Origin of the sequence: Photobacterium pectinilyticum, assembly GCF_024357955.1 — a bacterium.
GTDB lineage: Bacteria > Pseudomonadota > Gammaproteobacteria > Enterobacterales > Vibrionaceae > Photobacterium > Photobacterium pectinilyticum.
The window spans coordinates 38,427-58,641 of sequence record NZ_JANEYT010000006.1; the positions used below are offsets into that span (position 1 = coordinate 38,427).

At 48.5% G+C, this 20,215-nt stretch carries 18 protein-coding genes; 4 read left to right on the top strand and 14 right to left on the bottom strand.

The window, feature by feature from the left end; all coding sequences use genetic code 11:
- Nucleotides 1-70 precede the first annotated feature (70 nt).
- The 5 genes from NHN17_RS04215 to NHN17_RS04235 form a co-directional block, all read right to left on the bottom strand.
- Nucleotides 71-1,753 (bottom strand): L,D-transpeptidase family protein, encoded by a 1,683-nt coding sequence (locus tag NHN17_RS04215; protein WP_255040885.1) that lies wholly within the window; start codon nt 1,751-1,753, stop codon nt 71-73.
- Between the two features lie 193 nt (nt 1,754-1,946).
- The gene (locus NHN17_RS04220; RefSeq protein WP_255040954.1) at nt 1,947-3,095 is read right to left on the bottom strand and encodes a DUF1513 domain-containing protein; all 1,149 of its coding nucleotides are present in this window, start codon (nt 3,093-3,095) and stop codon (nt 1,947-1,949) included.
- Entirely contained in the window at nt 3,085-4,092 is a 1,008-nt protein-coding gene (locus NHN17_RS04225; protein WP_255040886.1) for an imelysin family protein, read from the bottom strand. Before NHN17_RS04225 ends, NHN17_RS04220 begins: the two co-directional genes overlap by 11 nt.
- A 12-nt stretch (nt 4,093-4,104) precedes the next feature.
- The gene (locus NHN17_RS04230) at nt 4,105-5,544 is read right to left on the bottom strand and encodes a di-heme oxidoreductase family protein (RefSeq protein WP_255040887.1); all 1,440 of its coding nucleotides are present in this window, start codon (nt 5,542-5,544) and stop codon (nt 4,105-4,107) included.
- A gap of 75 nt (nt 5,545-5,619) precedes the next feature.
- A complete protein-coding gene (locus NHN17_RS04235; protein ID WP_373689540.1) occupies nt 5,620-6,879 on the bottom strand; it encodes an imelysin family protein in 1,260 nt (419 codons plus the stop codon).
- 237 nt (nt 6,880-7,116) lie between these two features.
- On the opposite strand from NHN17_RS04235, the gene NHN17_RS04240 reads away from it, so the two are divergent.
- Together NHN17_RS04240 and NHN17_RS04245 are read left to right on the top strand one after the other, a co-directional pair.
- Nucleotides 7,117-7,602, top strand: a complete 486-nt coding sequence (locus NHN17_RS04240; RefSeq protein WP_255040888.1) for a MarR family winged helix-turn-helix transcriptional regulator — start codon at nt 7,117-7,119, stop codon at nt 7,600-7,602.
- A gap of 28 nt (nt 7,603-7,630) precedes the next feature.
- Nucleotides 7,631-8,476, top strand: a complete 846-nt coding sequence (locus NHN17_RS04245; protein ID WP_255040889.1) for a LysR family transcriptional regulator — start codon at nt 7,631-7,633, stop codon at nt 8,474-8,476.
- Here NHN17_RS04245 and NHN17_RS04250 read toward each other — a convergent pair.
- Nucleotides 8,436-9,206 carry a TSUP family transporter gene (locus NHN17_RS04250; RefSeq protein ID WP_255040890.1) on the bottom strand — a complete coding sequence of 257 codons (771 nt, stop codon included), beginning with the start codon at nt 9,204-9,206 and terminating at the stop codon, nt 8,436-8,438. The genes NHN17_RS04245 and NHN17_RS04250 overlap by 41 nt on opposite strands.
- Nucleotides 9,207-9,342: 136 nt before the next feature.
- Nucleotides 9,343-10,236, bottom strand: coding sequence for a LysR substrate-binding domain-containing protein (locus NHN17_RS04255; protein WP_255040891.1), 894 nt, complete (start codon nt 10,234-10,236; stop codon nt 9,343-9,345).
- 206 nt (nt 10,237-10,442) lie between these two features.
- Here NHN17_RS04255 and cuyB point away from each other — a divergent pair, with 206 nt between their 5' ends.
- Complete coding sequence (gene cuyB / locus NHN17_RS04260) at nt 10,443-11,153, top strand: cysteate racemase (RefSeq protein WP_255040892.1); 711 nt, start codon at nt 10,443-10,445, stop codon at nt 11,151-11,153.
- Nucleotides 11,154-11,171: 18 nt separating this feature from the next.
- On the opposite strand, the gene NHN17_RS04265 is transcribed toward cuyB, so the two are convergent.
- Nucleotides 11,172-11,960: a TSUP family transporter gene (locus tag NHN17_RS04265; protein ID WP_255040893.1), complete on the bottom strand. Its 789-nt coding sequence runs from the start codon at nt 11,958-11,960 to the stop codon at nt 11,172-11,174.
- 351 nt (nt 11,961-12,311) lie between these two features.
- Here NHN17_RS04265 and NHN17_RS04270 point away from each other — a divergent pair, with 351 nt between their 5' ends.
- The gene (locus NHN17_RS04270; RefSeq protein ID WP_255040894.1) at nt 12,312-13,055 is read left to right on the top strand and encodes a LutC/YkgG family protein; all 744 of its coding nucleotides are present in this window, start codon (nt 12,312-12,314) and stop codon (nt 13,053-13,055) included.
- Between the two features lie 9 nt (nt 13,056-13,064).
- Here the strand turns inward: NHN17_RS04270 and NHN17_RS04275 are convergent, their stop codons facing one another.
- The 6 genes from NHN17_RS04275 to NHN17_RS04300 all read right to left on the bottom strand — a co-directional run bounded on the left by NHN17_RS04275 (nt 13,065) and on the right by NHN17_RS04300 (nt 19,925).
- Nucleotides 13,065-13,505, bottom strand: a complete 441-nt coding sequence (locus tag NHN17_RS04275; protein ID WP_255040895.1) for a group II truncated hemoglobin — start codon at nt 13,503-13,505, stop codon at nt 13,065-13,067.
- Between the two features lie 136 nt (nt 13,506-13,641).
- Nucleotides 13,642-16,131, bottom strand: a complete 2,490-nt coding sequence (gene torA / locus NHN17_RS04280) for a trimethylamine-N-oxide reductase TorA (RefSeq protein WP_255040896.1) — start codon at nt 16,129-16,131, stop codon at nt 13,642-13,644.
- A 23-nt stretch (nt 16,132-16,154) separates the two neighbouring features.
- Nucleotides 16,155-17,339, bottom strand: coding sequence for a pentaheme c-type cytochrome TorC (gene torC, locus NHN17_RS04285; protein WP_255040897.1), 1,185 nt, complete (start codon nt 17,337-17,339; stop codon nt 16,155-16,157).
- A gap of 60 nt (nt 17,340-17,399) precedes the next feature.
- Nucleotides 17,400-17,573: a trimethylamine N-oxide reductase system protein TorE gene (gene torE, locus NHN17_RS04290; protein WP_255040898.1), complete on the bottom strand. Its 174-nt coding sequence runs from the start codon at nt 17,571-17,573 to the stop codon at nt 17,400-17,402.
- 214 nt (nt 17,574-17,787) lie between these two features.
- On the bottom strand, nt 17,788-18,573 hold the full coding sequence (locus NHN17_RS04295; RefSeq protein ID WP_255040899.1) for a tetratricopeptide repeat protein: 786 nt from the start codon (nt 18,571-18,573) through the stop codon (nt 17,788-17,790).
- A 347-nt stretch (nt 18,574-18,920) separates the two neighbouring features.
- Entirely contained in the window at nt 18,921-19,925 is a 1,005-nt protein-coding gene (locus NHN17_RS04300; RefSeq protein WP_255040900.1) for a membrane lipoprotein lipid attachment site-containing protein, read from the bottom strand.
- Nucleotides 19,926-20,215 lie beyond the last annotated feature (290 nt).

Below are 20,215 nucleotides of genomic sequence, written 5' to 3' on the forward strand. Positions count from 1 at the left end.
AAACCTTGGAATGACAAAAAAACGGCGACTTCTCACCCAAAGGCCGCCTAATTATTGACACGAAAGCATTTTATTCAGTGTAAATAGATGTAAATAATTCTTGGTTTTGCGACATGGCGATAAACTTGTCATAGTCGTAAACATCGTTGCGATAATTTACCAAGCCATCATTATCAACCCACGCAGTCTGATAGATCACCTGTATTTTCACCTTATTGGACAAGCCAACTGTCTTGGTTTTCGTACGTGCCTTGAGCTGATTCACTCGCTGCTCCGTCACGCCAGAATGATTGAGTAAAATCATTGCCAAGTTGCCAGCCTGCTCTACCCTGACACAGCCGGAACTGAATGCCCTGGACTCTTTGGCGAACAAGCTTTTGGCTGGGGTATCATGCAGGTAGATTGCTTGGTCGTTTGGCATGTTGAATTTAAACCGACCCAGTGCATTTCTATTACCCGGCTTTTGCCGTAACCGGTATGGGAAGGATTTAGCATTAACGATACGCCAGTCAATGGTATGGATAGGAATTTGCTCTGAGCTCTGCCAGCTTCTTATCACGGCAAAGCCATTACGGTGCAGGTACCCTCTGTCTCTTCGTGCCTTGGGCAGGATATCCTTGCGCATGATCGACATCGGCACATTCCAGTATGGATTGAACACCACAGACGAAACATTGGTAGTCATCAACGGAGTCCGGCGACTAGGTCTACCTACTATGACTTTACTGTCGAGCACATGCCTATCATTCAGCCACAGGCTTAACTCGTAATTAGGAATATTGACCACCAGCAGTGACGAAGCGTCCGAAGGCCATAACCGGGTACGCTGGGCATTAAGGGCTAGAACACGAATACGGGACTTGGGTGATATCGCCAACCATTGACGTGTTTGCGGGCCAATTGCCCCATCGACTTTCAGCCCGTGGCGGCGCTGGAAACTCTTCACTGCATTGGCTAGGTCTACGTTATAGGTTCGCACCCCTGCTGCACGGATCTGGTCAGCTTCGAAGTCACGCAAATCGCCCAACTTCTCCAATACTGTGATAAGCGATTCCGGGTTTTTCAACCGAGTGCCAAGCCGGATGATCCCCGGTTGATAGAACCCAGGCCAGTTATCATTGGCTGATGGCTCGAGAGCATCAATAGCCAATAATAAACGGGTGTAGTTTTCATCGTCTGGCTTGAGAGTATTGATATAAAAGCGCAATCGCTCGGTATCAATTGCGTTGTACAACCGGGATAAGGTCGCTTCAGATGGCATTGGTAACTGGGGATCGACCCCTGCACCAAATAACCACCCTTTACCATAAGATGGGATCCCCTCGACATAACTCATGTAGGCAAACAGAGTATCGGTAGCCAGCAAGTCATACTGGCGCCAGTCGTTTGCTTGTTTGTAATGCTGGAGAAGTGAGTAGCGGCGGTTGAAATCACTACTGATATTCGACAGCACCACCATGCGTAGCTGCTGCTCGAAATCACTGGCAGTAAAGGTATCCTGCCACAGCGGAACAAAGCCAATACTCTGGTACAGATCTGCCAGTTCATCAATATAGCGAATGGCCGCTATATCGTTAGCAACTTCATGTACCCATTGACGGGCTTTCTTCTGCTGCAGGATATCATCTGAAAACTGTTGCTCCAGCTGATCTCTTGCAGATAATGGCTGTACCGGCCAGGCCTCTTCCTCAGCATGGTTCACCTGAGAGAAGACACACATTAGGACAAGCCCCACACGACTGAGCGTTAACATTACCAACTGACTCCTCATTGCCGTTATCATAATTATGGCAAGTTTGATCTATAACGGACTAAATTTAGCCGTCATTACCAGTTGGTAATGTTTCAAATCCTGACAACTGTCAGGATATTTGACATATTTTGCTATTAATAGGGCAACAATCTACCAATTGTACTTATGCAGTTAAATTACCGCCCCTTTCATTTCAGATAATATTCCAGTGGTTATCCCATATCACCGGACTTTGCACCATGGTTACCGCCTTAGGAGGATTAATCGATAAAACTTTTCCTGCGCCCGAGCCAACTAACCATTTCCCGCCCTTGACGCCGACTCCAGAGGCATCAACCAAAGGGCGCAGCTCAATCAGCTCACGGCTGGCTTCATGCCAAATCCCATAACAATTACCGCGGGGAGACGTTACCAATAGGTAACCATCCAGACTCGCAATACTGGCAATATAGTGGTTGAAACGCAGCCACTGCTCTTCCTCGGCCAACAGAGGTTTAAGCGTTTCCCCCTCCCCTTTTCGATGGAGCGCCACGAGCGGAGCAGCCTCTTCAGGAAGACCTCGATATTGTTGCCCGCAGGCAATCCCGCCGGTATCGGTCACACTCAAATGACGAATACTTAACTGCTTATCGGCCAATACAGCCTTATCGACGATTTCCCCGGTTGTTCTATCAAGGTAGACAAGCGCGGGTTGCATGGTATCTAGATTCAGTGGTGTCCGGCCACGAGTATGAACACCACCGACGCCAATGGCCAATGTGTGGGTATCAGCCAGTACCACTTCGTGCGGCCCGATCCCGAACCCACTGAACTCTTCTACCTTTTCAAGTCGCCCCGACGCTAAACTACCCACCTCATAGACACCAATGATACCTTGACTGGTTTGACGCCCCCCTTCAGTGGCGTAGAGGTACTGACCATCAGGGGAAAACACGCCATGGCCATAAAAATGACGATTGGCAGGGGCAACGTAAAGCGGCCAAGCCCGACCTTGACGATAATCGAAGATCTGTAAATAGCTGCCCGGCCGACGACTAAATGCCGCCGCCAAGGGCCCGTTAGATTGCAATGCCACCCCATGGCCGCGATCAGGCAACGGTACTTGATAGAGCGGCGCACCATCATCACTCGCAACCACCACACTGTAGCGACCATCTGTTTGGCGGCTACAGCCGACAATTGCGGCTTTCCCATCATTGACGGAGCTTACTGCAATACCATTAGAGATCGTACGACTACACCCGCCCAAAGCACCTCCAGCCACGATGGCAGACAAAGGCCGAAGGGCGACACTGCCCAATGCACCAAGTAATAGCCGGCGCCGCGTTTTATCAGTCACCATCGGTTGCATTGAACCCCACCACGATACCCAACTCAGGAGCGACCTCGTCTTGCAGCGTTAGCTGGATATACTCCAGTCCATTAAAAATGGCGATCAGCTGACGGTAACCCTCACGACTTTTAAGCATGCTAGTCATCGACGGCTCTTTCGGCCAAGTGGCCAGCAAATTGGTAAATTGGTCAACGAGACGATCAGCTGTTTCTGCATAGCCTTTGTGACGTAACAGCTGATCCAGACCGTACCCATCAGCAAGATATAGTTGCTGCATAGCGGTTACATTGGTCTTTAGGTTCATCATCGACGTGCCAGAGCGCCATGACTCAGCCTGATAGGGCTTAGGAGTACCGGGCTTACCCATTGGCCGCTGCAGCTTCTTAATGCTGTAATCAAGCTGATTGTTCAGCGCCCCAAGGTACTCCCCTAATGCCAGCTCAGGCGTCATGGTTTGCCATGGGTTTTCTTGCCATGCGCTAACCAATGTATTCCCGCTCTGATTGACATGAGTAGTCACCGCCTCAGCTAACTGGCAGCCTTTCTCTGACTGTAATGCTTGCGGGTTGTCATACAAAAACCATTCGACAGCCCCCAGCCCCTGAACAGCAACACTTTGGCTGGTAAGATCATCAACAGTCCACACGTTATCCTGTTTCAATAACTGGCTAAGCTTACGTCCGGTGGTATTTTTCTTATCTGGCCAAAATTGAATTTGCCAACTGAGTGCCAGTGCCGCTTCACTGCCTTTCTCTCTACCTTGAAACGGCATCCAGCTCTGCATGGTGTGAGCCCAAGCCAGCTGTACTGTTTCCAACGATGCGGTACTGTCTTTCTGGCACAGTGCGGCCATCGAGGTGTTCAGCCTACTCGCCGCTGCTGAAAACTGATTGGCGGCGGCGAGGTGTTGCTGGTGAATGGTTTGACTTGTCTTGTTGGTATCGCTGTTACACCCAACCAACAGTGCTGTCGACAAGAACGCTAATGCAAAAGCACCATTATTCATACTTCTATCTCCTTATAATGAATGGAGAAAGGCGACTAATGCCTCTCGGTCAGGCTTGGAGAGTGCGACAACCTGATCACGGCTTTGCTGGGCTTCACCACCGTGCCAAAGAATCGCTTCCATCACATTGCGGGCGCGGCCATCATGCAGCAAGTTGGTATGACCGTTAACTTCCTGGGTATAACCTAACCCCCATAGCGGTGCCGTACGCCACTCTTGACCATTGGCAAGGTATTCGCCGCGGTTGTCTGCCAACCCCTCCCCCATATCATGGAGCAACAAATCGGTATAAGGGTTGATTAACTGCTCCGACAATGCAGGGGAAACGGTCGTCTTCGCTGTTTTGATTTGAGTGACATGACAGCTTTGGCACCCTACCTCGGCAAACAGCGCTTCACCTTTGATCACCTGTGGGTCATTGACATTGCGACGAGCAGGAACGGCTAAATGACGAGAGTAGAACTCAACAAATGTCAGGACATTGCGGCTCACTTCTGGCTTACCACCATTAGGCAGTTCATCACATACCGATTGCAGCAAGGAACAATTCTCGACCGGAAACAGTTCGCTTGTCAGGCCAAGATCGCCATTGAACGCCGCCGCATTTTGCTGCATCAGGCTTGGCTGTCCGGCTTTCCAACCAAAGCGTCCCGCAGCAAATGCCTGCGCTTCAACATCCCATACTCGATTGAGTTTGCCCGAAATACCTTTTGCTTCAGCTCGTTGCTCTTTGGCAATCTGCTCTAAAGTCTGCTCGGGGATAAGCTCAAGCAAACCAAGACCAATCATAGGAGGTGCCACCCGTGCTGACATCATCACCTGTGGGTGCATTGGGCCATACTGCAAATCGGTAATCGATAATTGCGGCTGACGCAAGGTAATAACCTCGCCACCAGCCATTGTTACCGGTACAGCCTGATAGGCCAGTTGAATTTGCCCTTCAGGCTTGGCGCCGGATAGTGAAAAGTCCTGTAACTGACCACCATAAATCGGATCGGGGATCACCCCATTTTTAATAATGGCCTGCTTTTGTTCGGCGGTTTGAGCTGGAATACTCAAACGAACCAGCATCGACACCGCGTTGGTATCGCCATCTTGAGGCGGATGACCTCGGCCATCTTTGATATGGCAATTCTGGCAACCATTAGTATTGAATAGTGGGCCTAAACCATCACGGGCATCGGTTGTTGCCGGCGCTTGTACCCAGGGGTTTCGAAAAAAACTGTTGCCGACACTGAAATCTAACCGCTTAGAAAGGGGCAAGTTGGCCGCTGGTAGGGAAAAAGCATTGCTACCGCTTTTTCTAACCGTCGTTTCACCGCCCGACTTCATCGCCAGAATATCTTCTGCTGACAGAGAGTTATCTTTCGTTTGGGCAAACACAGAAAAAGAAAATACGGTTGAGAGCAGCACTCCCGCTGCAAATAAATTAAAAGACAACGTCATTTTCATCGCTCAAAGTATAATTATTATGATGACGAAAGGGCTCATCCGAGCCCTTTGTCTATCGTGATATGCGTTTTCACATTAGAACTGGTGATCAGCCGTATCAGGGTTAAGGTTGCTTACCCCGATAATTGACGCTGCTTGCTCGATGCTCTCAGTCTGCTTAACCAATGCCATGATAGATTCGTTCACCAACGCGTTACCCGCCTGGTTACCTGCAGCGATAAGTTGATCAAACGCTTGGTTTTGTTTCTCTGCAGATTCAACCAAGGTGTAAACCTGACTACGGGCACGATCGAACTCAGCCTGAATAGCCTCTGCCGCGGCTTTGTCTTTATTAGCGACGAGGTCATGGATGCTCGGACCTGATACCAGGGTACCGTTCACACGCTTGTAGGTGCCGGTATAAACGTTGTAAATACCCTGCTCGTTGTAATAATGAGAGTTGTGGGTATTGTCCGAGAAGCAATCATGCTCATCTTCGGTGGAGTTTGCTTCCAGAGCCACTTTCATCCGCTCACCGGCCAATTCACCCAGCGAAAGCGAGCCCATACCAAATAGCATCTTGCGCAAGCCGTTATCCGCTGAATCAGCCAGCAACTCTGCACGGTAATTATCGTTAACTTCCGGAGACCACTGCTGGGTCATCCAGCTCAAATCATTTTGCAGCAGAACCGATGCCGCTTTGAGGTATTCTCGGCGGCGCTCACAGTTACCATTGGTACATGCATCACCGTAGGCAAAGTCAGTGAACTGACGCTGACCGGCCCCTGGGTTGGTGCCATTCAGATCTTGGCCCCACAACAAAAACTCGATCGCATGATAGCCAGTAGCCACGTTTGCTTCCGAGCCACCAATTTCGTTGAGGTCAGCCAATAACGCTGGCGTGATCTTAGCGGTATCAAGTTGTTGATTACCGACTTGAACAGACCTGCTGGCCACAATGTTAGCCTTGGCACCTTCGTTACCGAGTTCATACTGGTAATCATCAGCCACATAATCAATCAAGCCCTCATCAAGCGGCCACGCGTTAAGCTGGCCTTCCCAGTCATCAACGACAGAGTTACCAAAGCGAAACACCTCAGATTGCTGGTAAGGCACGCGAGATGCTTTCCAAGCCAATCGTGCTTTCTCGAGTGTTTGTTGTGAAGGGGAAGCAATAAACGTATCAATGGCTTTATCCAAGCCTTGTGCTGTCGTTAGCGAGTCACTGTATACACTGTGGGCAAGATCAGCATAGTGGGATACAACGTCTTGTTTGGAAACCGTCGTGGCGCTAACCATCGCTGGCGTTACCAAAAATGTAGCCATAATTAAGTTACGAGGAAATTGAGTCTTCATTATATTTTTCATCCATGTGAAAGCTGTTTTATAACCACAAACAACAATGTAAGTGATAACTATTATTATTACGGAAATAATAACCAAGTTTGTAACTGAATGTAAATTGTTTTTATTAAGCGATACATTGCATCTATATCCAATCACAAATCAGATCGAGACAACATTATGAAAAGTAAGGCTTCCAACTTTCGCCCGTTTGATGTAATTTCGCCGAGCACTAATTAGGAGAGTAAAATGGATAAGCACGAAGAGGTCTTGATTGCCCTACGACAAATCATCCGAGCGATCGATCTGCATTCCCGCAAATTGAACAAACTGGCTGGTTTAACAGGCCCACAGCTGGTGTTGATGCGTGCGATACGCGACTCCGGCGAAGTGACTATCCGTCAACTTTCCAATAACACCAATATGAGTCAAGCAACGGCAACCACTATTCTGGACCGATTGGAAAAGCGTAACTTGGTGGTCCGTGAGCGCAGCAAACTGGACAAGCGTAAAGTCCATGCCTACCTCACCGAGGAAGGAAAAGAATTGCTAGCAAAAGCACCGCAACCGCTGCAAGAAGATTTCGTTGCCCGTTTCCATCGCCTAGAAGAATGGGAACAATCATTACTGCTATCTTCTGTACAACGTATTTCATCAATGATGAATGCCGAACACCTTGATGTTGCAGCCATGCTAGAAGTTGGTAGCATTACTAAGCAAGAAACAGAACGATAAACGCGACTGTGCGGCATAGGATTTTCAATTGTTACTTGAAGGTATAGAAACGCTACTGGTACTGGCCCAAGAAGGTACCATGAGTAAGGCAGGAAGCCGTTTGTACCTAAGCCAAAGCGCCGTCAGCAAACGTATTGCCAAACTGGAAAAGCGGATCGGTAAGAAGCTTATTGAACCTGATGGGCGGCGTATAAAGCTAACGGCCGATGCCCTTCAGTTGATCACGGCTGTAGAGCCGGGTTTCAAGGCATTGAAAGGGCAGATTTTTGATCAACTCGATGTAGATGATCACACCCTTATTCACATCGCTTGCTCGGAAACTTTGGTTGCCGGTTATTTGGCCCCTTTTATGGGTAAATACATCCAACAAGATCCTTACCTTGCCATAAGCACTCACCATACCCCGGTCATTGTCGAGAAAGTACAGTCTGGGGATGCCGCTGTCGGCTTCTGCGCCGGTCACCTACCACCGCAACACGGGTTGGCTGTGACCCATTTGTTTGACGAACCATTTTCTGTTGTCAGTCACCAACCGCTTGAGCAACAGCCCAATCAGTTATTGGTTAATGACTTAAAAAATCCGGCTAATGCCAACCAAGTCAGTACATTGCAAAAAGCGGGAGTTGCTCCGCTAATGGAAATGGACTCCTATACCGCTGCCGCCCAACTTGCATTGGGCGGTGTCGCAGCCGCATTGGTGCCAATTTCAATTGTTAGAACCCTTAAAATAGCGCCTCACCACTGCCACCACTTCCCTTTTCTTGATGAATTAACCCGTCCGGCCCAGCTTTGCTATCGCCAAACGAGTTTCCAATCCACTCGGATCCGCCGACTTATTGAAACCATTGCGGATTCTGTTCGACTAGCAATTTAGCCGCCATACACATTGAGGTGATCACCACCATCGGCCTGATCAACTTACGTCCCTTAGATATGACAACTTTAGCGCCCATTCTCGCCCCGATAAAGCCACCAACGGCCATGATAATCCCGATTTCCCAAACAGGCAGACCGGCAAAAATAAAAAACAGCAAAGCTGCAAAATTCGAGGTGAAGTTCAGAATTTTAGTTCGCGCGGTCGCTTCTACCAGACCAAACTGAGCGATAGCAACAAAACAGATGGTGTACAGTGCACCCGCCCCAGGACCAAAAAAGCCATCGTAAAAGCCAATACTGGTACCCACGGTCAGAGCAAAAACATTCTCCGACAATTTCGGCGTACCGCCTCCCTGCCCGACCTGCGGTGCGAACAAAAAATACAAAGAAATACACACCAGCAAGATAGGGAGCAGTTGCGTTAATAACCCTGCATCAATGCGCTGGACTAACTCAGCGCCGACAGCTGCTCCGATGAAGGTGAACACTATCGCATTGCGCATTTCACGCAGACTAACCAACCCATTACGAACGAAGTACAGCGACGCTGAGAAACTGCCAAATGATCCCTGTAACTTATTGGTTGCCAATGCTTGTGTTGGCGGTACTCCCGCAGCGAGCAAAGCAGGTACCGTTAACAGTCCCCCCCCTCCTGCAATGGCATCAATAAAACCCGCCAGTCCTGCTACAAGAAACAGCAGACCCAATACTTCCAATGACAATTCCATTTACTCACTTCTCTTCGTTTAGCTTTGAGTGCAGGAAAGTACCACTCACATCCACTTCGGAATAGCGAAACGTCGGACGACAACCCATTCCAGTTTGGAATAGGTTGGCCTGATTCACTATGACCCGTTCATGCAGCTAACTCAGTTTCAAATCAGCATGTTGACGCAATGCTTGCCATACTTGCTCCCCAGCTGGGTGCAAACGGGCTTGGTAACGGTAAGCGTAATAGGTGATGGGAAGTCGAAGTGAGTCATCGCCAACAATAGCGACCTTCCCACTTTCAAGCTCGTGCTTTATGGCGTAATCCGGCAGCCATGCTATACCTAATCCTTGCAGTACCAATGACTTCAACAAGTCTGTCATTGATGACAGGAATACGGGTTGCAAGTTGACCTGATCCCGGACTGCCTCGACTTGACGCCCCATGTAAGAGCTCGGGCTGTACGCCAGCCAAGGCACTTCCTTATTAGTGGCAATTCTATAAAGCGGTTTGCCCGCACTATCGCAAGCACATACCGGTAGTAGTTCTGCTTGGCCAATTTGCAAAGACTGGTATGGCGGCAAACGCAGCAATTCATCATCGAACGCAAGCAATAGGTCACACCCTCCCTCTTGCAGCTCTTCTATCGCCTCATCGACATCGATCGCTTCGACACTCAACACCGGCTTATGTTTGCCTGCGAGTAGTTCCAATTGAATAGACGGAACGAGGCTGGTTGCCAATGAATGGGCAGCCGCAACACGGACATTGTTTCCCCCCAATTTTGACAAGTCTGAAAGTTGACCCACGCCGTCCATAATCTGATTGATCAAGGTTCTGGCTGTCATTCGGAACAATCGGCCACTGGGTGTAAGCGCTACCGGCGTCTTACTACGATCAATCAACTCTGCACCGACCGTTTGCTCTAGCGCTTTGATCCGGCGGCTAAATGCAGGCTGGGTTACATTACGCTTTTCTGCTGCCAGCGAGAAGTTTCTCACCTCGGCTAACGCCAAAAAATCTTCTAACCACTTACTTTCAATATTCATAACAGTTCAACCCGCTCTTCCCTAACCAGAAGCAACGGCAGTATAGCGAAACCCAGTACACACACAGAAATATTTCAAGCTATTGGGATCACAGTTTTGGCTCATAGCCATACTGATTTTGCATGACAGGCTCAGCAACGGCATTTCTCAGCGCGACAGCGCTCCCCTATAGTGAATTCAGTGAAAAATAGTGTAGGAACAATAAAATGAGCAGGAAATTAGGTATATTGGGCGGAATGGGGCCACTCGCCACTGTCGAGTTCATGCAAAAAATTATCGCGCAGACACCCGCTAGCAGTGATCAACAACATATCCCTATGCTGGTTAGTAATAATCCTCAGATCCCCGACCGTACCGCTTTTCTGCTCAGTAACGGCGACGATCCCTATCAAGTACTGAAACAAGGTATGGAACAACTCGAACAAGCAGGGGCCGAATGCATCGTCATGCCTTGTAATACCGCGCACTACTGGTATCCCCGACTGAGTAATACCAGCCGGGTACACATGATCAGCATTCTTGACAGTGTTGTTACTGAAGCCCAACAGCGTGGCTACCAAAAAGTCGGTATTCTGGCCACCACGGCGACCATGACGACCCGAATGTACCAAACCAAACTAGCGCAAAAACAAATTGCGGCCATTGCACCAGATCAAGACCAGCAACAAGCAGTGATGGCAGGGATCTATGCCGTAAAAGCCGGTGATGTCGAACAGGGTCACCGCTTAATGAAACCGGTCTTTGATGCCCTACTTGAACAAGGCGCTGATGCCGTGCTCTTGGGGTGTACTGAAATCCCGGTCGCTCTTGCAGAAACGGGCTTTCACCAGCCAGAAAAATGTCTGGACTCACTCAATATCTTGGCAAAAGCATGTATTGATTGGGCAACAGCCGACTCTGCCGAACTCGTTGCCTGATAACCTCTATATACACAACTAAACAAAAGAAATAATAGCATCGACCCATTTCGGGTTTTGCTCGACCAGCAGCTTAACGGCCATGACCATCGATACCATTACCACTAAAGGGCGGATCAACTTCCGCCCTTTGGTAACCACCACTTTCGCTCCCAACCTTGCGCCAATAAAGCCACCCAGCGCCATCACCAAGCCGATTTCCCAAATGGGTAAACCCGCAAAAATAAAAAACAGTAGCGCTGCAAAATTAGACGTAAAGTTAAGTACCTTGGTTTTTGCGGTCGCTTCAACAATCCCCAACTGAGCGATCACGACAAAACAGACAGCAAACAATGAACCGGTTCCCGGGCCAAAAAAGCCATCGTAGAAGCCGATGCCAGTCCCCACCGTCAAGGCAAACCCCGCTTGACTTAGCTTAGGGGTTCCGCCCCCGTCACCCGCGTCTGGGGCAAATAGGAAGTAGAGTGCAATCGCCACGAGAAGGCCCGGAATCACCTGAGTTAACGTTCCGGCATCCATATACTGGACAAGCAATGCCCCTGCCGCAGAGCCAACAAACGTACACACTATTGCCAAACGCATATCGTTGAGATTAACCAAGCCGTTACGGACAAAATACAAGGTGGCAGAGAAGCTGCCGAATGAACTTTGCAGTTTATTGGTTGCCAATGCTTGAGCCGGAGGGATCCCTGCAGCTAATAATGCTGGCACGGTAAGCATACCTCCACCGCCAGCGATAGCATCAATAAAGCCCGCAAGGCTAGCAACCACAAACAGGGCCCCAATAATTTCCCAAGAAAATTCCATACTATTCCCAACACCCAAGTTATAACACAGCAACTGGCAAGCACCTTTTGGCCTTCTGTCACGCCAGAGGCCCGATAGAATACGGATTTTCATTCAGTAATTAAATTTCTTTTTTCAGCCTGAAGCACTGATACCAACCTGGATAAACTGGTCCGCGCGAAGACGAACCCCTCGACGACCCGGAAGAGTTCCATTTAGTCATCGTCGATATTGGTCGCTCTCATATATTGGGATCGGAGTTCAAAGATATTCCTGCGCTGTGTTCGCTGGGCAAGGGCTCTCCCGCAACCTGACGGCCAACCGTTCCGCAGCTAGTTTTAAAAACAGACAATTAACCCCGGAGTCTTGAACATGAGCGATATCATCAACCGCGAGCACTTTCTCGATAACATCGCCGCCAAACTGGGGCGTCCACGACAAATCAAACCGGTGAAGCGCCCGTCCCTGCTCTATACGTGCCACCACGAGGTCATGGCGGGAAAAAGCAGTGATGAACTCAAACACATCCTGATCGACTACACCCGCAAGGCACTGGGAGCCCATGCTCTGGTCACCACCAAAGACGGCTTAAGCGAATCACTGCGTCAGGTGTGTGCCGATTACTGTAATGATGAAACCGCAGCCAGCCCGTCCAAAACCCCTAGCGAAACCTTGGTGTCCGCTGATCCGAGATTGCTCGAACTGTTTGATCCCGAACAACTTGATAGTGACGTTCATAGTGTCCATGTATGGAATACCCAGCTGGGTTATGGACCAAATATCAAGATAGCCGAACGGGCAAAAGTGGGGATCGTTTATGCCGAGCAAGCGCTGGCAGAATCTGGCACCATGGTGCTGTATAGCCAACCGGCACAAGGCCGGGCGATTAGTCTACTTCCTGAAGCCTCGGTCTTTGTCGTCCCCAAAAGTGCACTGGTGGCCCGCTTGACCCAAGCAACCGCTGAGCTGTACAAAAAAGCCCAGCAAGGGGAAAGGCTACCCTCATGCGTGAACTTTATCTCCGGACCCAGTTCTACCGCCGATATTGAGCTTATCAAGGTTGTCGGGGTCCATGGCCCAGTCCATGCCACCTATATCATCATTGATGATCTGTAGCAGTAAAACTTAATTGCGATTCCGGCACATTTCGGCAGGGAATGACAACTGAACCATGATATGGCGGATGAACAGTTCGTCATACCCCTGTTCGTCGAGTGCTTTTTGCATGCAATGCAACCATATTTCTTTCTCTGCGACACCAATCGCCAAATGGCGATGTGCGCCCGGTAGGTTCATCATCCCAAACTTCTCTTCATAGCGCGAAGGACCACCGAGCCAACCAACAAGGAAAGTCGTCAGCTTGTCGATGGACTCCGCTAGGTCGTCACCGTGCATCTGACGCACTTTCTTTGCCTGCGGTAACGTATCCATATGACGATAAAATGATTCAACCAGGGTCCTTATCCCTTCTTCACCGCCTGCCGCGTTGAAAGTATTCTCTGCTACCGTGTAATCGGGTGCTGTTTTTACTTGGACGGTGTAATCATTGGGTCTGTATGGCTTCATGTCTATCTACAACTTACAGCTATCTGGCATATCAATAGACTAATTATACGGAATATTTAACGATGAGTGCTGTATGACATCTCAGAAAAAAGCCACCGGTAATGGTGGCCTTCTCTTCTATTATGCCAATGCTCGATCAAGACTCAACGATCGGCCCACCGAATGCGGTAACCGGCGGTACTTCTCCTTTGAATTTTTCGATGTCCGCCACCACGGTATTAGCGCTAGTTGCCTGAGCCAGTTCGGATGAGCCCACATCCATAGTCAAGGTATTCGGATCGCCGTACGTATCAATGGCACCTAGCTTCTCATTAAGCGGCCCATACCAAGCCCCTTCATGAATACGGATCACGCCGGGTGGGTAATCAGGGGATACCACCGCACCAGCTAACAGCTGGCCGCGGTCGTTAAACACCCTGACCAAATCACCATCGCTGATCCCCCGGGCTTTAGCGTCTTCCGGACTGATATAGACCGGCTCGCGATCTTGTACCGTATAAGTTGCGCGATATTCGTCTGATTCACACATCTGTGAGTGCAACCGCTTGTCAGGGTGGCAGGACTGTAGCCAGAGAGGATGCTTATCAGATCCCGGCCCGCCGTGCGAGCGCTCAGCTTTTTCAAACCACATCGGATGCCCTTGGCAGTGTTCGTAGTTATAGCTGGCAATCTTGCGGCTGTAGATTTCAATAAACCCTGACGGTGTTCCCAACGGATTGATTTCCGGATCTTCACGAAAGTCAGCATGACGGACGAAGTTCTTACCCTCACCAAAATCAACCCAACCCGCTTGCCCGACTTCCCAGAACTGATCGAACTCCGGCATTTCAAAGTTGGCCTTGTTGGCTTCACGGCATTCATCGTAAAGCGAGCGTACCCACTCCATCTCATCCATACCGCGAGTGTATTCCTTGTTGCGGCCAAAGCGTCGGCAGAAATCAGTAAAGATATCGAAATCAGTTCGTGATTGATAAAGCGGATCCACCAGTTTGTGCATCGCCAATATACCGGTGCCCGAATACGCCCCGTACAAGTCGATATCATTGCGTTCAAACTGAGTACAGGCAGGCAGCACGATATCCGAGAAGCGGCACGTCGCCGTCCAAGCAAAATCGATAGTCACAACGGTTTGCAGCTTCTGGAACGCGGTTTTCATCCGGTTGCGATCTTGGTGGTGGTGCCAAGGGTTACAACCACTGACCACCAGCATTTTGGTATCGGGTAGGATGACCTTCGCACCGTTATAATTAATTTCCTTACCAGGTTCGAGAATCGCATCAATCCAACGGGCAACAGGAATAGTCCGGCTGTAGCCCTTGAAGTCGTTGTTATCCCATTTCGGCTTTTTACCTTCATCCACATTACGCGGGAAACCACCAGGGCCTGCAGCCCCCGTAGGTGGGATCCCCACCCCACTGTAGTGGTGAGAATAGGAAATACCACCACCCGGCAAGCCGATCTGACCCAGCATGGTAGCGATCACCGCACCCATCCAATATGGCTGCTCACCGTGTTGCTGACGCTGCACCGCCCAACCAAAGATCAACTGGGTACGGTCACTGGCCAGCAAACGGGCAAACTCACGGATATCATCGGCTTTCACACCACAGATAGGCTCCGCCCATTCCGGGGTTTTCTCTACATTGTCTTTCGATTCACCCAATACATAAGGGATAAATTCATCGAAGCCCAAGGCATAGGTGTCGATGAATTCTTTATCGTACAAGTCTTCTTTATACAAGGTGTGGGCGATAGCCAACATGAATGGCACATCGGTTTGGGGATTGACATAAAGCTGATCGCACTCAAAGTAGTTTTGGCTTTTCGACTTCACCGGATCCACCGAGATCACTTTGATCTCCCCCTTGGCAATCTTGTCTTTGAGTTGCTCGTAATACATATAGGAATCGTGGGTCTCGCACTGCCAGCCCACTTGGGTATTCTTGATTGGATCATTGGCCCATAACACGACCGTTTTACTGTTGGCCAGAATATCAGGCCAAGAAGTACCTTGGGCATAGACCTCGGTTGAACCTAGCACATAAGGCATAATGGTCTGACCGGCACCGGTCGAGTAATCCCCCACCTTAGTCATGAAGTTACCGTGCATACCCACGGCACGTTGCATATGGTTACCACAGCTATGGAACTGTCCGGTTTGACGCCAGCCAGTCATGCCGGCATGCAGCGCCCAAGGTCCGTAGTCCTTTTGGATCCGTTCTAACTCGTTGTAGAAGATATCTAGCGCTTCATCCCAAGTAACCCGAACAAAACGGTTATTACCCCGGGTATCACCGCTGTACTTGTGCTTCTTCAGCCAGTCGAGGCGGATCATAGGATAACGGACTCGGGAAGGATTATAGATAATACCTTTGACCCCATTGATCATATCAGTCGGGTACTTGTCCCGCTCTAACGGCTTGATCTCAGTAACCTTGCCGTTATAGATCTTGGCGCGAAAAGCCCCCCAATGAGACCCGGTCGTTTTCCATACCCCGTCCGCCGAATACGGTGACGACACCTCTTCGGCAGCGCGGGCAACAGAGGTGAGTAAACTTGGACCGATAACACCAACAGCACTCGTTGTTACCAGCCCTGATAAAAATTGACGTCGACTCAGAGACATGTTCTTACCTCGCTTCGCTTCTTTTAATGGCCGGCATCAGAAAAATCTGATGAGTGTTTCTGTAGGTATTTCAGCACTAGAGCTTCACTATCACGGTCCAGATTGACGAATGCCAACATACCGTTGAACATACCCGGCCATGTATTCGCATCGAAGTGATTTTCTGCTGGTTGAGTATGGCAAGTACTACAGTTGTTGTTATAGGCAGGTCTCGCTTCATCCCAAATCGGTTCCACATCATCCATCAATGACTCTTTTGGCATCCACAGTTTCACCGTTACCCGCTGCCAACCCAAGCCAGTCAAATCATCTTCTTTCTCTTCAAATTTCTCGACCAAGGTGTCACTCAGTGCCGCATCTTTACTTAATGCCGCCGTCGGGATATTCAGACCGAAATCCTCATTAATCACCCGGCCAAAGCCCTTGGTTTTACGCCAACCGGCAATTTCAACCTGAACCACATTGTCTTTGACCTGCACGACCTTCACTTCGGAAGCAGGATTAAGCTCACCGCCATCGATGGTAAGCGCTTCATCTTCGTACATAGGCAGGTAGCGAACACTGAAGTAATTTTCCCCTTCTTTAAAAGAAGTATTGCTGGCTTTCTGGACCAACTGCTGAACCATGCCACCTGAAAGATTCATATTTCCAGGTAGCTCATGGGCTATCCCTTTGTGACAGTCAATACAGCTTTGATCCCGCTCAGCCGCTTGCTGCATCTGGGTACGAGCAAGATCCGACATCTCATCCCATTTCATGCTGTCGTAGTCGTGGCAGTTTTTACATTCCAGAGACCCGTTAGATGCAAAACGCTCCCACTCGTGGTTGGCAAGTTCTAGACGCTTTTCCAAAAATTTTTCACGGGTATTGATCGTTCCGAAAATCGCACCGTATACCTCTTTACTGGCTTGCATTTTACGGGCGATTTTGTCGGTCCAATTATGAGGAACATGGCAGTCTGGGCAGGTTGCCCTCACGCCGGAGTGATTTGACCAGTGTACCGTTTGCTGCAATTCCTCATAAACATTGTCACGCATCTCATGGCAGCTAATACAAAATTTCTCCGTATTGGTCATCTCGAGGGCGGTGTTAAAGCCCCCCCAAAAAATGATCCCGGCGATAAACCCACCAAGGGTCAATACGCCCAAACTAATATGCACTGCTGGACGCCAAAATGTCGCCCACAGTTTTTTCAAAGCACTCATCATAGTGTTTACCTATATCACCCTTTGCTCATTGCCCTGGCGTTCATATCTCGGCAATCGACATTACCCGTGACCTGGAGGTCCTACGAAAAACACTTGCATCGCCCACACGATAAAGCCGTAACCACCAACAATGGCAACAGCTAATATGGGAAACAAAAAAATGGTGATAAACAAAAAAGAGCGCCATTCATATTTGGCTTTCTCTTTGTCACTGACGGGTTCAGGGTTGCTCATTGCTTTTTTCCTTCTACCATTCTTTTTATCTGTCTCTTAAGTAAGGCTATACCTAATCCTTAAGAGCTAATTTCAGTAAGTATAGTTAAGGATTGAAACTGGACCCGTGATTGGTAATGAAAATGAAGGATTAGTGATGAGGGTAAAAACAAGCACAAAAAAAAGGTGCCACTTGGCACCTTTTTTTTATTTTTGTTCTATATTTTTCAGCTTATTACAGTGAAGCGCTGTAGATAGTCTGATTTTGTTGATACAGCTTCAAACGCTGTTCGAACTTTGCATAACGCTGGCCTTCTGGCTCTTGCAGTTTACCGATTGCCGTTTGCTGGGCTTCAATCGCGCGGCGGAATTCACCGCAGGCGGCATAGGCAGCAGCAAGATTATCGTAGTCACCCGCATCACCTGTACCATTACGGCTCAATACTTGTTTGGCCAATTTCAATGCACGGTCACCGTCACGCATACGCTCATCCGAACATGTTGCATACAACCAAACTAAGTTTCGCTTTGATTCCAACGAACCACCATTTGCCGCTTCGTTAAACCACTTAATCGCATTTGCACAATCTGTTGATCCTGTTGCGCCTGACGCATAGTACATACCAAGCTCAACCATCGCAGGTACATCACCTTCATTGGCAGCTGCCGAGTACCAATGCAAAGCCTGCTCATTATCACGAGGCAACACTTCACCTTTCTTAAACAAATCGCCAATCAAGGTTTTGACTTCTGGCATATCTACTGCTGCTTTTTCCAACCAATACATGCCTTTTAGCGGGTCCGCTTTTAGACCATTGCTGCCTTCAAGGTACGCGCGCCCTAAAAATAGCTGCATATTCTTATCACCCTGCTCAGCTTCAAGCTCAACATAGTTCAGGGTTGATAGCAGGTGGTGCTCTGGAGAAGTGGTAATAGAAGCGTGGGCTGTCGTTGCACCGAACGCAACTAGGCCGAAAATGGCACCGAATACAACGTTTTTCAGGGTCTTGGTAGCTGGCATATCTCAGTCTCTTTCAAAGCGTTTGCGGTTTATGGGTAAGGAATTTAAAGAAGTAGCGGTCAAAAAACAACCACAAAAAAGAGGACTATTGAGACCAGAAAGGGTGACATACGGGGTTAATATTACTTTTGTCAGCAACTTAACGCTGACAAAAAAATATAGTCAAAAACCAAAAATGAGATATAGATCCGATTTCTATAGGCTACAAGATACGGATATAAGCTGAATAAAAGCTTGATAGCAGAATAATATGCGGGGGCTCGGGCTTTATTGCCCTATAAATGAAACAGCCAGACATTGTCTGGCTGTTATTCATATTATGCTTTTTATATAGATACTTACATCAATTACAGGTTACGATAATGCTCGTCACCGGCTTTGATGTACTGGTTTTCATATTTCGTTGATTCGCCATCAAGGTCAAGATCCAGATCGATTTGATTCGGTAAATCAAACAGCGCATCACACACCAGCACCACATCGTAGTTCCCTTCCGGCACATACTTCATTTCATAACCGTTGTCGTCACTGACCTTAGCCGTTTTTACCGGTGGATAATCCGAACCTAAATCACCATATTCAGGAGAGTCAGCGTCATAAAGATAAACATACGCATCTTTTACCGAAGTGCTACACGATGACACATCGATATCACCAAACAAGGTTCCTGCTGTGATATTGTCTACCACCTTGAAACCTTCATTCTTGAGGTAATAGGCTTGCTCAATGAGCTGAATCATACTCTTGAGGTCAAACGTCATAGTAAAAGTAGTCGGCACATCAATGTTAATATCTAAACCATCAAACGTTAGATCATCAACAATATCCATCTTCATCTTGTCGACTGGATTGCCGACATAAGAGTACGGTGTATCAAGGAAGTCACCGTAGCTACCTTGCAAGATGGAAAGAGCCATACTGGTGTACTCACCCACAGGTAACAGTTGCTCTGAAATTAAGTTGACCAGATCAATTCCCGTTACATCGTACAAGTCGATAACGATAAACTTCGGATAACCATCGTTATCAACCGGAATATCAGAATCAGCCGGGATACATTGTGTTGAATTGACCCCGTAAGGATCAGTCATACTCTTGGTCGTCCATTCCACGATAGTCCCAGCTAAATCCGTTACCTGCACCGCATCAATTGCAACACATGCCTGAAGATCATCCGCCCCCTTTGGTACTTCTGTGGGTGGTATAGAAACATCCACAGAAATTGGCACTGAAGAACCGTCATCCTGATTGGCTGCTGCGTCATTGTTTGCTGACGTTGACGCTGCCCCATCTGAATCACTACACCCGGCCACAATGAGCGTGGCGAGCACTGGTAGTATTATTTTTTTCATGTCATCACCCCTACGACAAAATAAAATCTGGCCTGTACCAAACCAATATGCTGGCCGCTTAGTGTTTGGTTATGTATTTGTGCACCATACCTGATCAAAACGAGGCAGCTAGCAAAGCCCTGTTTTAATCAAGCTGGCAAGTGGCCGAATCTGACAGTTAAAATTTTAGGCGGATATGGGAGGGCAAAAAATTTATCGTTGAGGTAATTAATTAATGAGAAAAAGTTCTTATGTTCAAGACGAAAAAAACCGGTCTAACGACCGGCTTTAGTAAATAGGAAACAGCTTGC

What these genes read in the sequence shown, in the direction of transcription:
- NHN17_RS04275 (WP_255040895.1), bottom strand. Translation starts at nt 13,505, where the DNA reads ATGAAGCCATACAGACCCAATGATTACACCGTCCAAGTAAAAACAGCA.
- cuyB (WP_255040892.1), top strand. Translation starts at nt 10,443, where the DNA reads ATGAGCAGGAAATTAGGTATATTGGGCGGAATGGGGCCACTCGCCACT.
- NHN17_RS04235 (WP_373689540.1), bottom strand. Translation starts at nt 6,879, where the DNA reads ATGAAGACTCAATTTCCTCGTAACTTAATTATGGCTACATTTTTGGTA.
- NHN17_RS04215 (WP_255040885.1), bottom strand. Translation starts at nt 1,753, where the DNA reads ATGTTAACGCTCAGTCGTGTGGGGCTTGTCCTAATGTGTGTCTTCTCT.
- torC (WP_255040897.1), bottom strand. Translation starts at nt 17,339, where the DNA reads ATGATGAGTGCTTTGAAAAAACTGTGGGCGACATTTTGGCGTCCAGCA.
- torE (WP_255040898.1), bottom strand. Translation starts at nt 17,573, where the DNA reads ATGAGCAACCCTGAACCCGTCAGTGACAAAGAGAAAGCCAAATATGAA.
- NHN17_RS04240 (WP_255040888.1), top strand. Translation starts at nt 7,117, where the DNA reads ATGGATAAGCACGAAGAGGTCTTGATTGCCCTACGACAAATCATCCGA.
- torA (WP_255040896.1), bottom strand. Translation starts at nt 16,131, where the DNA reads ATGTCTCTGAGTCGACGTCAATTTTTATCAGGGCTGGTAACAACGAGT.
- NHN17_RS04220 (WP_255040954.1), bottom strand. Translation starts at nt 3,095, where the DNA reads ATGGTGACTGATAAAACGCGGCGCCGGCTATTACTTGGTGCATTGGGC.
- NHN17_RS04295 (WP_255040899.1), bottom strand. Translation starts at nt 18,573, where the DNA reads ATGCCAGCTACCAAGACCCTGAAAAACGTTGTATTCGGTGCCATTTTC.
- NHN17_RS04265 (WP_255040893.1), bottom strand. Translation starts at nt 11,960, where the DNA reads ATGGAATTTTCTTGGGAAATTATTGGGGCCCTGTTTGTGGTTGCTAGC.
- NHN17_RS04250 (WP_255040890.1), bottom strand. Translation starts at nt 9,206, where the DNA reads ATGGAATTGTCATTGGAAGTATTGGGTCTGCTGTTTCTTGTAGCAGGA.
- NHN17_RS04225 (WP_255040886.1), bottom strand. Translation starts at nt 4,092, where the DNA reads ATGAATAATGGTGCTTTTGCATTAGCGTTCTTGTCGACAGCACTGTTG.
- NHN17_RS04255 (WP_255040891.1), bottom strand. Translation starts at nt 10,236, where the DNA reads ATGAATATTGAAAGTAAGTGGTTAGAAGATTTTTTGGCGTTAGCCGAG.
- NHN17_RS04230 (WP_255040887.1), bottom strand. Translation starts at nt 5,544, where the DNA reads ATGAAAATGACGTTGTCTTTTAATTTATTTGCAGCGGGAGTGCTGCTC.
- NHN17_RS04270 (WP_255040894.1), top strand. Translation starts at nt 12,312, where the DNA reads ATGAGCGATATCATCAACCGCGAGCACTTTCTCGATAACATCGCCGCC.
- NHN17_RS04300 (WP_255040900.1), bottom strand. Translation starts at nt 19,925, where the DNA reads ATGAAAAAAATAATACTACCAGTGCTCGCCACGCTCATTGTGGCCGGG.